Source organism: Mycobacterium sp. WMMD1722 (assembly GCF_049315205.1).
In the GTDB taxonomy this organism is placed as follows: Bacteria; Actinomycetota; Actinomycetes; order Mycobacteriales; family Mycobacteriaceae; genus Mycobacterium.
Genome location: NZ_CP186056.1, coordinates 1,552,547 through 1,565,490, shown reverse-complemented (window position 1 = coordinate 1,565,490; position 12,944 = coordinate 1,552,547). Strand labels below are relative to the sequence as shown.

At 69.0% G+C, this 12,944-nt stretch carries 10 protein-coding genes; 7 read left to right on the top strand and 3 right to left on the bottom strand.

Annotated features, from left to right (window positions below):
• The first annotated feature begins 14 nt into the window (after positions 1-14).
• Genes ruvC through ruvB form a run of 3 tightly spaced genes read left to right on the top strand, consistent with a single transcriptional unit; the run spans position 15 to position 2,217 of the window.
• Positions 15-569 (top strand): crossover junction endodeoxyribonuclease RuvC, encoded by a 555-nt coding sequence (ruvC, locus tag ACN27E_RS07235; RefSeq protein WP_422747797.1) that lies wholly within the window; start codon positions 15-17, stop codon positions 567-569.
• On the top strand, positions 566-1,156 hold the full coding sequence (ruvA, locus tag ACN27E_RS07230) for a Holliday junction branch migration protein RuvA (protein ID WP_422747795.1): 591 nt from the start codon (positions 566-568) through the stop codon (positions 1,154-1,156). The genes ruvC and ruvA overlap by 4 nt, the downstream gene beginning before the upstream one ends.
• A gap of 2 nt (positions 1,157-1,158) precedes the next feature.
• Positions 1,159-2,217: a Holliday junction branch migration DNA helicase RuvB gene (gene ruvB / locus ACN27E_RS07225; protein ID WP_422747793.1), complete on the top strand. Its 1,059-nt coding sequence runs from the start codon at positions 1,159-1,161 to the stop codon at positions 2,215-2,217.
• Between the two features lie 4 nt (positions 2,218-2,221).
• Here the strand turns inward: ruvB and ACN27E_RS07220 are convergent, their stop codons facing one another.
• Both ACN27E_RS07220 and car read right to left on the bottom strand, forming a co-directional pair.
• Positions 2,222-3,310: a GGDEF domain-containing protein gene (locus ACN27E_RS07220; protein WP_422747792.1), complete on the bottom strand. Its 1,089-nt coding sequence runs from the start codon at positions 3,308-3,310 to the stop codon at positions 2,222-2,224.
• A gap of 103 nt (positions 3,311-3,413) precedes the next feature.
• A complete protein-coding gene (gene car / locus ACN27E_RS07215) occupies positions 3,414-6,917 on the bottom strand; it encodes a carboxylic acid reductase (RefSeq protein WP_422747790.1) in 3,504 nt (1,167 codons plus the stop codon).
• A 172-nt stretch (positions 6,918-7,089) separates the two neighbouring features.
• Between car and ACN27E_RS07210 the strand changes: the two genes are divergently transcribed.
• Entirely contained in the window at positions 7,090-7,764 is a 675-nt protein-coding gene (locus tag ACN27E_RS07210) for a hypothetical protein (protein WP_422747788.1), read from the top strand.
• An 18-nt stretch (positions 7,765-7,782) separates the two neighbouring features.
• Here ACN27E_RS07210 and gabT read toward each other — a convergent pair whose 3' ends face one another.
• A complete protein-coding gene (gabT, locus tag ACN27E_RS07205) occupies positions 7,783-9,123 on the bottom strand; it encodes a 4-aminobutyrate--2-oxoglutarate transaminase (RefSeq protein ID WP_422747787.1) in 1,341 nt (446 codons plus the stop codon).
• Positions 9,124-9,419: 296 nt separating this feature from the next.
• Between gabT and yajC the strand changes: the two genes are divergently transcribed.
• The 3 genes from yajC (at position 9,420) to secF (ending at position 12,944) form a co-directional block, all read left to right on the top strand.
• Positions 9,420-9,773 carry a preprotein translocase subunit YajC gene (gene yajC, locus ACN27E_RS07200; RefSeq protein WP_422747786.1) on the top strand — a complete coding sequence of 118 codons (354 nt, stop codon included), beginning with the start codon at positions 9,420-9,422 and terminating at the stop codon, positions 9,771-9,773.
• A gap of 72 nt (positions 9,774-9,845) precedes the next feature.
• A complete protein-coding gene (gene secD / locus ACN27E_RS07195) occupies positions 9,846-11,642 on the top strand; it encodes a protein translocase subunit SecD (protein ID WP_422747784.1) in 1,797 nt (598 codons plus the stop codon).
• 3 nt (positions 11,643-11,645) lie between these two features.
• Complete coding sequence (gene secF, locus ACN27E_RS07190; RefSeq protein ID WP_422747782.1) at positions 11,646-12,944, top strand: protein translocase subunit SecF; 1,299 nt, start codon at positions 11,646-11,648, stop codon at positions 12,942-12,944.

Genomic DNA, 12,944 nt, shown 5'->3' with positions numbered 1-12,944 from the left:
CGAAGGGGTGTGGCGTGCGGGTGATGGGAGTCGATCCCGGCTTGACGCGCTGCGGGCTCTCGGTCATCGAGAGCGGCCGTGGACGGCAGGTGATCGCGCTGGACGTCGACGTCGTGCGCACCCCCTCCGACGAGCAGTTGCACCGCCGGCTGCTGACGATCAGTGACACCGTCGAATACTGGATGGACACCCACCGGCCCGACGTCATCGCGATCGAGCGGGTGTTCGCCAACCAGAACGCCAACACCGCCATGGGCACCGCGCAGGCCGGTGGCGTGATCGCGCTCGCCGCCGCCCGGCGCGATATCGACGTTCACTTCCACACGCCCAGCGAGGTGAAGGCCGCCGTCACCGGCAACGGCCGGGCCGACAAAGCCCAGGTCACCACGATGGTCACCAAAATCCTTGCGCTGCAGGCCAAACCGACCCCCGCGGATGCCGCCGACGCCCTGGCGCTGGCGATCTGCCACTGCTGGCGGGCGCCGATGATCGCCCGCATGGCCGCCGCCGAGGCGATGGCGGCCGAGCAGCGCCGCAAATATGCGGCTCGGCTCAAGGCGGCGAAGTGATCGCGTCGGTACGGGGTGAGGTCATCGACATCGCGCTCGACCACGCGGTGATCGAGGCGGCCGGTGTGGGCTACAAGGTGATGGCCACCCCGTCGACGCTGGCGACGTTGCGGCGCGGCGCCGAATCCCGGCTGGTCACCGCGATGATCGTGCGCGAGGACTCGATGACGCTCTACGGGTTCGCCGACGCCGAGGCCCGTGACCTGTTCAGCACGCTGCTCGGGGTGTCCGGCGTGGGCCCGAAGATCGCGCTGGCGACGCTGGCCGTGCACGACGCCCAGGCGTTGCGGCAGGCCCTGGCCGACGGTGACGTGACCGCGCTGACCCGGGTGCCGGGCATCGGGAAGCGCGGCGCCGAACGGATGGTCCTCGAACTGCGCGACAAGATCGGCCCGGTCTCGGCGGGTCCGGGCGTCGCGGCCGCCGGCGGGCACGCGGTACGCGCCCCGGTCGTCGAGGCGCTGATCGGTCTCGGCTTCGCCGCCAAAGCGGCCGAGGAAGCGACCGACAAGGTGCTCGCCGACGATCCCGACGCCACCACGTCCAGCGCGCTGCGGGCTGCGCTGTCGATGCTCGGGAAGAAATAGAGATGGGTCGCTTCGAGACCGACGAACCCGAGGAGCGCGACGTCTCACCGGCGTTGACGGTCGGTGAGGGCGACATCGACGCCAGCCTGCGACCGCGCTCGCTCGGCGAGTTCATCGGCCAGCCTCGCGTCCGCGAACAGCTCCAGCTGGTGCTCGAGGGCGCCAAGAACCGCGGCGGCACCCCCGACCACATCCTGCTGTCGGGGCCGCCGGGTCTGGGCAAGACGTCGCTGGCGATGATCATCGCCGCCGAACTCAACTCGTCGTTGCGGGTGACGTCGGGTCCGGCGCTGGAACGAGCCGGTGACCTCGCGGCCATGCTGTCGAACCTCGTCGAGGGCGACGTGCTGTTCATCGACGAGATCCACCGCATCGCCCGGCCGGCCGAGGAGATGCTCTATCTGGCGATGGAGGACTTCCGGGTCGACGTCGTGGTGGGCAAAGGACCCGGCGCCACCTCGATTCCGCTGGAGGTGGCCCCGTTCACCCTCGTCGGTGCCACCACCCGGTCCGGCGCGCTGACCGGACCGTTACGCGACCGGTTCGGCTTCACCGCACACATGGACTTCTACGAGCCCGCCGAACTGGAACGGGTGCTGGCGCGCTCAGCGGGGATCCTGGGCATCGAACTGGGTCGTGAGGCCGGCGCCGAGATCGCGCGGCGGTCACGGGGCACACCACGGATCGCGAACCGGCTGTTACGCCGGGTGCGTGACTACGCCGAGGTGCGGGCCGACGGTGTGATCACCCGCGACATCGCCAAGGCCGCCCTGGAGGTCTACGACGTCGACGAACTCGGTTTGGACCGCCTCGACCGGGCGGTGCTCTCGGCGTTGACCCGCAGTTTCGGTGGTGGTCCGGTCGGGGTGTCGACCCTGGCGGTGGCCGTGGGGGAGGAGGCCACCACCGTCGAGGAGGTCTGCGAACCGTTCCTGGTGCGGGCCGGGATGATCGCCCGCACCCCGCGCGGCCGCGTGGCCACCTCCCTGGCGTGGACCCACCTCGGGCTGACGCCGCCCAGCGGCGTCAGCGCACTGGGTCAGCCCGGCCTGTACGACTGACGATTCAGCCGAGCCACGACATCGGCGCCTCGGAATGGCGGACCTGGTTGCCGCCCGCGCGTTTGGCCTCGTACATGGCGATGTCGGCGGCCGCGATGAGACCGTCGATCAGATCCCGGGTCCGGCCGGCGACCCGGGTCAGCCCGATGCTGGCCACGCCGAGGCTGGCGGTGACGTTCCACGAGGTGCCGGCGATGCCGGCGCGTAGTCGCTCGGCGGTGTGGGTGGTCTCGGCATGCGCTGTGCAGATCGCGACCAGGAACTCCTCGCCGCCGACCCGGCCCAGCACCGCCTCCTCGCCGGCGGCCGCACGCAGGCTGTCGGCGACGGCGATCAGGATCATGTCGCCGACCGCGTGGCCGTAGGTGTCGTTGGCCTGTTTGAAGGCATCGAGATCGGCCATCACCACGGTGAAGCACCGATCTGGGTCACCGGCGGCGCCGGTGAGCAGATCGCGTGCCGCCCGGTGGAAGCCCCGGCGGTTGCGCAGTCCGGTCAGGGCGTCGGTCGACGATCGCAATGCGTCGACCGACAGCCAGTGCACCAGGATCTGCCCGCAGAACGGCACCACGAGGATGCCGCCGCTCATCACCATCAGCTTGGCGGCGGCCATGGCCGGATCGCCGTCCATGGCGACCCGCGCGGCGCACACCGCGGCCGTGGTCAGGGAGATGCCCAGCGTCAGCGTCAGATACCGCGCGCAGTGGAAGAAGCCGACGTAGCCCGCCAGACCGATGAACGCCGCACAGCCCAGCATGCCGGCGCGTGGATCCGAATCGGCCAGACAGGCCGCCGAGAGGGCGACGGTGCCCAGCACCGAGAACGCCTGGGAGCGGCGTCGGTCCGGCCAGCCACGGAGATAGCCGGCGGCGACCACGGAGAGCGCGATGATCACCACGGTGGACGTCACCCGCGCGGCGGTATCGTCCGGCCCGGCCGGGCTGAGCCGCATCAGCGCTGTCGACACGGCGAGCAGTAACAGGATGGCGGCCAGGATGTAGCGGGTGACTCCGGTCAGGCCGCGGGCGGCAAGGTATCCCGATAACCATTCGTAGTGGTCCGGCTGGCGCCACCACAGACGGATTCCGCGCAATCGACGCTCCCGACTCCCGCCCGAATGCTACCCGCGCACACGAGGGCGGGCGCGGCCTTCGACGACGATGTCGAGGGCCACGCCCGTCCAGGTCGATCCGGTCTCAGAGCAGTCCGAGCAGCTCCAGATCCGTGGCGTACTTGACGATGATCGGCGCGCTGATGTGCGGGATGTCCTTGTCCGGCCCGATCTTGGCCTCCTGCACAGCGGAGCGGAAGCGTTCGGTCGGCGCCATCGCCCCGTTCAACGGACGTTCCGGCCGCTGATAGTTGTGCAGCAGGGGCAGCAGCGAGTACTGACGCTGCCGCTCGGGCAGGGCCCGCACCGCCGTCTCGAAACGCGCGAGCCAGCTGTCGTAGCCGGAAACGCGGTCGATCCGGTAGCCGGCGTCCACCAGCCAGTCGACGAACTGGTCGAGACCGATGCCGTCGTCGTACGGGTTCATCACGTGGTAGGTCGCGAAACCCGTTCCCGACTCACCGACCGCCTGCGCCCCGAGCGTGTCGATGGCCTCGGCGATGAACTCCACCGGCAGCCCGTCGTAGTGGGCGCGCTGCCGGCGACCCGCGTCGTCGAGTTCGTAGAACGACTCGGGAGCGATACCCGTGGCGACCAGGCTCAAGATCGTGCGGGTGAACATGTCCGGCAGGTTGAGTTGGCCCGCATAGGTGGTGTCGGCCAGGATCATGTCGCAGCGGAACACCGCCACCGGAAGCCCGCACAGATCGTGCGCCTCGCGCAGCAACACCTCACCGGCCCACTTGCTGTTGCCGTAGCCGTTGGCATAGGTGTCGTCCACCTTGCGGGTCGCGCTGATCTTGCGGATGTCGCCGTCCTCGGTGAACTGGCCCGGGGTAACGCCCGCGCCGACACCGATGGTGGAGACGTAGGTGAACGGTTTGATCTTCGTCGTCAGCGCCAACCGGATCAGCTCTGCGGTGCCCAGCGCGTTGGGGCCGAACAGCTGGCTGTAGGGCAGCACGTGGTTGACCAGTGCGGCCGGGTCCACGATCAGGTCGACGGTGTCGGCGAGACGTTGCCAGACGTCGCGGGACAGCCCGAGGTCGGCCTCGCCCTTGTCACCGGCGAGCACCTCGAGCGAGCCCGACAGCTCGCGGTAGTGCTCGAGCAGCTTCGGGTCGCCGCTGTCGAAGGTGTCGTCGAGGCGCTGCCGCGCGGCGACGTCGTCTCTGGCGCGCACCAGACACACGACCTTCCCGCCGACCAGCGACATCCGCTCGAGCCAGTCCAGGGCCAGGTAACGACCGAGGAATCCGGTGGCGCCGGTCAGCAGCACCGTCCGTACCTCACCGGTCGGAGCAGGCAGAGTCTTTGCCGCCGAGAGGGTTTCGGCGTCGATGAACTTGTCCAGGGTCAGGTCGCGGGCGTGCACCTCGGTGGCGTCCCGGCCGTGCACCGAGTCATAGGTCGGCCGTTTCCCGCCCGCGGAGCGCTGCGCCTCGATGTAGCCGGCGATCGCGGCGAGATCGTTGGCGGGGCTCACGATCACGCCCACCGGCACATCGATGCCGAAGATGTCGTGCAGCAGATTTCCGAACGTCAACGCCGACAGCGAGTCCCCGCCGAGGTCGGTGAAGTGGGCATCCGGCTCGACGTCGGTACTGGTGGCGCCGAGCAGGGCGGCCGCGGCCCGGCCGACGGTCTCGAGGACCGGCCGGTCGCCGGCACCCTCGCGCACCGCCCGCAGTTCACTGGCCTGTCCTTCTGCCAGCGAGACGTAGAGCTCTTCGAGCAGCGGGCCGTAGTGCTCCTTGAGCTTCGGACGCGCCAGCTTGCGGATCCCGGTCAGCAGACCGTTCTCCAGTGTGAACGGCTCGGTCTCGACCACGAAGTCCCGCGGGATCTCGTAGGACTGCAGTTCGGCCTCACGGGCTTGGGTCAGCAGTGCCTCCGACAGCGCCGAGCGCAGCGCGTCGGCATCGCCGCCGGCGCGGGTCAGGGCCTCGTCGGTGGGCACGATGACCGCCAGCAGATAGGACCGGGCGCTGTTGCCGTACACGTAGATCTGCCGGATCAGCGGGCTGGCGCCGAACGACGCCTCCAGCTTGGACACGGTGACGAACTCGCCCTGGGAGAGCTTGAGCACATTGTTGCGCCGGTCCAGGTACTTCAGCTGGTCCGGACCGATCTCGGCCACGACGTCACCGGTGCGGTAGAACCCGTCCTCGTCGAACACCTCGGCGGTGATCTCGGGTCGCTTGTAGTAGCCGGGGATCAGATCGTCGGATTTGACCAGCAACTCGCCGCGGGGATAAGGCCGATCGGTGTGGAAATAGCCGAGATCGGGGACGTCGACCAGCTTGTAGTCACGCACCGGCGGCCGGCGCACCTGGCCGTCGACGAAGACCGCGCCGGCCTCGGTGGAACCGTAGCCTTCGGTGAGCGGCAGGTCGATGAAGTCCTCCGCCCAGGCCTTGAGCTCGGGGCTGATCGGGGCCGAGCCGGTCATGGCGGCGACGCCGCGGCCACCGATGACGCGGCGGCTCACCTCGGTCAGATCCGCGCCGTCCCGTTCGATCTCGCCCTGGACCTCCTGGAAGATCATCTCCCAGATGCGCGGGACGAAGTTCATATGCGTCGGGCGGACGAGGGCGACGTCCTCCAGGAACGTCGACAGGTCGCTGCGCGCGGCGAAGTAGACGGTGCCGCCGGTGGCCAGCGCCGCGTAGAGGATGCCGCGCCCCATCATGTGGCTCATCGGCATGAATGACAACACGATCGACGGCGTGACCGTCTGCAGACCCCACGCCTGACGCGCGGAGGCCCGCCACGAATTGGCGATCAACCGTTCCGGGTACATCGCGCCCTTGGGAGCCCCGGTGCTGCCCGAGGTGTAGATGAGCAGCATCAGTGGATCCGGATCGCTCGAGACGTGGGGTGCCGCGGCGGGCAGTGTCCGTCCCCGCTCGATCTGATCGGCGAGGATCTCGACGGAGATGCCGGCGTCGCCGAGCGCTTCGGCCGCCGCTGCCACGGCGTCCCGGTGGTCGTCGACCCGGGGGTCGTGATCGAAGACGACCACTCGCGCCGGCGCGAAGCCGGTCTGGACGAGTTCGACCGCGTCGCTGAGGAAGTCGACGCTGGAGAAGACGGCGACGGGCTCGGTCTCGGCGAGGATGGGCCGCAGTGCGGCGACCGGGGCGCTGGTCTGCAAGGGTACGGCGACGGCCCCGACATGGTTGAGCGCCATGTCGACGATGGTGTAGTCGACGCTGGTGAAGCCCAGCACCGCCACCCGATCGCCTGGTTGCACGGCGCCGTCGGCCAGTGCGGTGGCCAACGCGCGCACCCGGTCCCAGGTCTGGCGGTAGGTGATGGTGTCGAAGCGGGGAAGGAGTCGGGCGGAGGTGCGCCCGGCGGCATCGGTGACGTAATCGACCGCGCGGGCGCCGAGCGCGGGCCGATCGGCGTAGGCCTCCATGATGGTGCGCACCATGTCGGACAACCGGACGCCGGGCTGATCGACGGCCTCGCCGACGGCGGGGTCCGGGCGCGCAGCGGCGAACTGGGGGTCGTTGGCGTAGAGGTCGGCGATGCGCTGCTCGAGGCGCGCTTCGCGGCCGTCGGTGGAATTCGAAGTCGGCACAGCGGCTCCTCACGACGTTGGAATGGGGGGACCGGCGCCACGTTGCGCCTACCTGAAAGTACGTTAGCAAAGCTAAAAGCATTCCCCATGGCGCTGTGGATTGGCTGTGAAGAATCCCGGTTAGGCGGGGGTCGGGGCGGGGTATCCGACACCCACGACTCCAGGAGGCATCATGATCGGCTCACAGCACCCAGAGCATCCACGCGGTGGACGGCTGCGAATTCCCCGCAGCCGCGGCGCGGCCAGCGGTTTCCTGTTGATCCTGCTGGGTCTGTGGGGTGCGCTGATCCCCTTCGTCGGGCCGTACTTCGATTTCGCCTTCACGCCCGATTCGGCGTGGAGTTGGACCACCGGCCGGGGATGGTTGGAGGTGCTGCCCGGTGTGGTGACCATCGCCGGTGGCGTGCTGCTGCTCATCTCGCGTAACCGCGCGACCGCGATGCTCGGTGGCTGGCTCAGCGTGGCCGGTGGAGCCTGGTTCGTGATCGGCCGCGCACTGGCCGGACCGCTCAACCTCGGTGAGGCCGGCACCCCGGTGGCGTCGGCCGAGACCAAGCGGGTCTGGCTGGAGCTGACGTACTTCTACGGCCTCGGCGCGCTCATCGTCTTCCTAGGCGCGCTGGCCGTCGGCCGGCTGTCGATCCGTAGTGCCCGCGACATCGCGTACGCGCAGCGTCCGGTCGCCACCGCACCCGCTGCCACCGACGCCCCGGTGTCGCAGCCGCTGCCGCTGGCCGAGCAGAAGACCGAGGTCGTGGGACCGACCTATGAGAACCGCCCGCGCCGCGGCCTGCTGGACCGGCTGCGTCCCGGCCGCCGCCGCCGCGACACCCTCGTCCATCACTGAGCCGAATGGCTATCGCCCTCAGAGGTCGCGGAGCAGCTCGGCCAGGACGTCGAGCCCCTCGTTGAGCAGCTCGTCGCTGATGGCCAGCGGGGGCAGGAAGCGCAGCACGTTGCCGTAGGTGCCGCAGGACAGCACGATCACCCCGGCTGCGTGGGCGCCGGCGCTCAGGGCCCGAGTCAGGTCGGCGTCGGGGTCGACGGTGCCGGACTTCACGAGTTCGACCGCGATCATCGCGCCCCGGCCGCGCACGTCACCGATGCGGTCGTCCTCGGCCTGCATCCGGCCGAGCCGGTCCTTCATCAGCCGCTCGATCGCGGCGGCCCGCTCGACCATCGCCTCGGCCTCGATGGTCTCGATGGTGGCCAGCGCCGCCGCGCACGCCACGGGATTTCCGCCGTAGGTGCCGCCGAGCCCGGAGACGTGCGGAGAATCCATGATCTCCGCGCGACCGGTCACCGCGGACAGCGGCATCCCCCCGGCGATGCCCTTGGCCGTCACGATCAGATCGGGTTCGATGCCCTCGTGCTCGCAGGCGAACATCCGTCCGGTGCGGGCGAAGCCGGTCTGCACCTCGTCGGCGATGAAGACGACGCCGTTGTCGCGGCACCATTGCAGCAGCGTGGGGAGGAAGCCCTCGGCGGGCACGATGAACCCGCCCTCACCCTGGATCGGCTCGATGATCACCGCGGCGAGGTTGTCGGCCCCGACCTGCTTGTCGATCACCGAGATCGCGCGCCGGGCGGCCAGCTCACCGTCGGTGGCCAGCTCCTTACCGAATTCGGCGTCCCGGAACGGATAGGACAGGGGAGCCCGGTAGATCTCCGGCGCAAACGGCCCGAACCCGTGCTTGTAGGGCATGACCTTGGCGGTCAGCGCCATCGTCAGGTTGGTGCGGCCGTGGTAGGCGTGGTCGAACGACACCACCGCCTGCTTGCGGGTGTAGGAACGGGCGATCTTGACGGCGTTCTCCACCGCCTCGGAGCCCGAGTTGAACAGGGCCGAGCGCTTCTCACCGGTTCCGGGGGTGAGTCGGTTGAGCGCCTCGGCGACGGCGACGTATCCCTCGTACGGCGTGACCATGAAACAGGTGTGGGTGAACTTGGCCAGCTGCTCAGCGGCCTGCTCGACGACCCGCGGGGCCGCGTTACCGATGGTCGTCACCGCGATGCCCGATCCGAGGTCGATGAGGCGATTGCCGTCGACGTCCTCGACGATGCCGCCGCCGGCCCGGCTGGCGTACACCGGCATCGTGGTACCCACCGCGCGCGACACCGCGGCCGTCTTGCGGGCGATGAGCTCCTGCGACGTGGGTCCGGGGATTGCGGTCGCGAGGTGGCGGCTCTGCTCGAGGGTGGTCACGTCAAGGCTCCTGCGGACGGTGCGGGGTGGGGACGAGCATCAGCCTAGTCGCCGAGAGGGGCGGTGCGCGAGGGAAACAGCCGTCACTACGCGTGTCAACTATGGATTCCGCATCGAAATCGACCAGAAAGTGCGATATCCGTGGTTTACGTCGGTCGTTGTCCCCGGGGTGCGCATGGTCGGGTGGTACGGCGTGAGCCGCGACAATGGCACACTGGTGACCGGCGAGGTGCCGTTTCCCGGGATTCCTGGCGCCGTACCGCACCGAAAACCCGACACGAAAGACGCTTGCTGTTATGGATCTCGTTGTTTTCCTACCTCTGCTCATCATCCTCGGCGCGTTCATGTTCTTCGCGTCCCGACGTCAGCGGAAGGCCATGCAGGCGACGATCGACCTGCACAACTCGCTGCAGATCGGCGACCGGATCCACACCACGTCCGGCCTGCAGGGCACCATCACCGGCATCACCGATGACAACGTCCAGCTCGAGATCGCGCCCGGGGTCGTGACGACCTGGATGAAGCTGGCGGTCCGCGACCGCATCGAAGACGACACCACCGATGTCGAGGCGGGCACCGCCGCCGACGTGCTGGACAGCCCCACCTCCACCGAGGCCGTGGCCGACCCCGACCGGCTGAAGAAGGACTGACAGCTGGACACTCAGCACCGCCCCGTACCCTTTGCGGTGCTGTCGATCTGAATCCGAGGGGACCCAAGCAACGTGGCATCGTCTTCGGCGCCGGTACATCCTGCCCGTTATCTGACGTTTTTCCTGGTCCTGCTGGTAGGCACCTACCTTCTGGTCTTCCTGACCGGTGACAAGCAGGCCGACCCGAAGCTCGGTATCGATCTTCAGGGCGGCACCCGGGTGACGCTGACCGCGCGTACGCCGGACGGTTCGGCGCCCACGCGGGAAGCGCTCGACCAAGCGCAGCAGATCATCAGCGCGCGCGTCGACGGTCTGGGTGTGTCGGGTTCCGAGGTGGTCATCGACGGCCAGAACCTGGTCATCACGGTCCCCGGCAACGACAGCAGCGAGGCGCGCAACCTCGGCCAGACGGCCCGGCTCTACATCCGTCCGGTCATCCAGGCCTTCCAGGCTTCGGCCATCAACCAGCAGGCGCCCCCGGCCGGCCAGGCGCCGCCCGGGGGAGCCCCGGGTCAGACCCCGCCGGGCGGAGCGCCGCCGGGAGCCCCGCTGCCCGGACAGGAGGGCATGGTGCCCCAACCGGGCCAGCCCGCCCCCGGCCAGCAACCGGCCCCACAACCGCGGCCGTATCCGCAGCAGCCGGCCCCGCCGGCGCCCCCGACTCCGCCGGCCCCGCCGAACCCGCAGGCTCCGGCCACCGGCTCGGGCACCCCGGCCCCGGCCACGCCCGGTCCCGACCAGCCCGGCGAGCGGGCCGACCTGGCTCAGCGCATCGCCGACGAGAAGCAGCTGCGCCAGAGCACCGACCAGTCGGTGCAGATCCTGGCGCTGCAGTTCCAGGCCACCCGCTGCGATGACGACGACGTCCTGGCCGGCAACGACGACCCCAATCTGCCGCTGGTCACCTGCTCCACCGACGGGCAGACCGTCTATCTGCTGGACAAGTCGATCATCAGCGGTGAGCAGATCCAGAACGCGACGTCCGGGCTGCAGCAGCAGCGCGGCGAATACGTCGTCGACCTCGAGTTCAAGGGCGACGCGGCCAACACCTGGGCCGATTTCACCGCCGCCAACGTCGGTACCCAGACCGCCTTCGTACTGGACTCCAAGGTGGTCAGTGCTCCCGAGATCCAGGAGGCGATCCCGGGCGGCCGCACCCAGATCACCGGTCGGTTCACCCAGCAGAGTGCGGCCGAACTGGCCAACGTGCTGAAATACGGCTCGCTGCCGCTGTCGTTCGAGTCCTCCGAAGCCGAGACGGTGTCGGCCACGCTGGGCTTGCAGTCGCTGCGCGCCGGTCTGATCGCGGGCGCGGTGGGCCTGGCGGCCGTGCTGCTGTACTCGCTGCTCTACTACCGCATGCTGGGTCTTTTGACCGCGCTGTCACTGGTCGCGTCCGGCGCGATGGTATTCGCGATCCTGGTGCTGCTCGGCAGGTACATCAACTACACCCTCGACCTCGCCGGCATCGCCGGTCTGATCATCGGCATCGGCACCACGGCCGACTCGTTCGTGGTGTTCTTCGAACGCATCAAGGACGAGATCCGGGAGGGCCGGTCGTTCCGCTCGGCGGTGCCACGAGGCTGGGCCAGGGCGCGCAAGACGATCGTGTCCGGTAACGCGGTGACCTTCCTGGCCGCTGCGGTGCTGTACTTCCTGGCGGTCGGCCAGGTCAAGGGCTTCGCCTTCACCCTGGGCCTGACCACGATCCTCGACATCGTCGTGGTGTTCCTGGTCACCTGGCCGCTGGTGTACCTGGCGTCGAAGTCCACGCTGCTGTCCAAGCCCGCCTTCAACGGCCTCGGGGCGGTTCAGCAGATCGCCCGCGAACGGCGGGCCGCCACCCACGCGACCACGGGACGGGGTTAGACGATGGCCGCCGACAAAGCCAACCGGGTCAACAAGGTCAACCGACGAAGCTCCGCCGCAACCGAGGCGCCGCCGCTGGAGAGTGCCGCCGGCGCGGCGCCCCAGCACGGCTTCTTCGTCCGCCTCTACACCGGCACCGGTGCGTTCGAGGTCATCGGGCGACGCAAGCTCTGGTACACGGTCAGTGGCGTCATCGTCGCGATCTGTCTGATCAGCATTCTGGTGCGGGGGTTCACCTTCGGCATCGATTTCGAAGGCGGCACCAAGGTGTCGATGCCCGTCGCGGGAGCCAACGGAAACGCCCAGGTCACCCAGGTCGAGACGGTGTTCAACGACACGCTGGGCACGCCGCCGGAGACGGTGGTCATCGTCGGCAGCGGCGAATCGGCGACCGTGCAGATCCGGTCGGAGACGCTGACCAACGAGCAGGCCAGCCAGCTGCGGGACGCGCTGTACGACCGCTTCCAGCCGCGCGGTGAAGGCGGCCAACCGGACAAGCAGTCGATCAGCGATTCGGCGGTCTCGTCGACCTGGGGTGACCAGATCACCAAGAAGGCGCTGATCGCACTGGTGGTCTTCCTGGTTCTCGCCTCGATCTACATCGGGATCCGCTACGAGCTGTGGATGGCCGTCTCGGCGATGGTCACGCTGTTCTTCGACCTCATCGTGACCGCCGGGGTCTACTCGATCGTCGGATTCGAGGTCACCCCGGCCACGGTGATCGGGCTGCTGACCATCCTGGGCTTCTCCCTGTACGACACCGTGATCGTGTTCGATAAGGTCGAGGAGAACACCAAGGGTTTCGAGCACACCACCCGGCGCACCTTCGCCGAACAGGCCAACCTGGCGGTCAACCAGACCTTCATGCGGTCGATCAACACCAGCCTGATCTCGGTTCTGCCGATCGTCGCGCTGATGATCATCGCGGTGTGGCTACTCGGTGTCGGCACGCTGATGGACCTCGCGCTGGTTCAGCTGGTCGGTGTCATCGTCGGCACGTATTCGTCGATCTTCTTCGCCACCCCACTGCTGGTGACGCTGCGTGAGCGCACCAAACTCGTCCGCGACCACAGCCGGCGGGTGGCCAACCGGCGCAAGAACGCGGCGAACAAGGCGGGCGCCGCCACCACAGATCCGGAAGACACCGCCGACGCCGGGGCGGACGCCGACGCCGACGCCGGGGCGGACGCCGACGCCGAGCCGGTGGCCGCCGGTTCGGTGGGCGATACGCCCGCACCGGGCGCCCGGCCCGCCGGCAAGACCGGTAGGCCCTCGGGTAAGCGCACGCCGCGGGGCCGGTAG

Bases quoted from the DNA above. Each gene is read 5' to 3' on its own strand.
- yajC (WP_422747786.1), top strand. From the start codon at position 9,420: ATGGATCTCGTTGTTTTCCTACCTCTGCTCATCATCCTCGGCGCGTTC.
- ACN27E_RS07210 (WP_422747788.1), top strand. From the start codon at position 7,090: ATGATCGGCTCACAGCACCCAGAGCATCCACGCGGTGGACGGCTGCGA.
- secF (WP_422747782.1), top strand. From the start codon at position 11,646: ATGGCCGCCGACAAAGCCAACCGGGTCAACAAGGTCAACCGACGAAGC.
- ruvB (WP_422747793.1), top strand. From the start codon at position 1,159: ATGGGTCGCTTCGAGACCGACGAACCCGAGGAGCGCGACGTCTCACCG.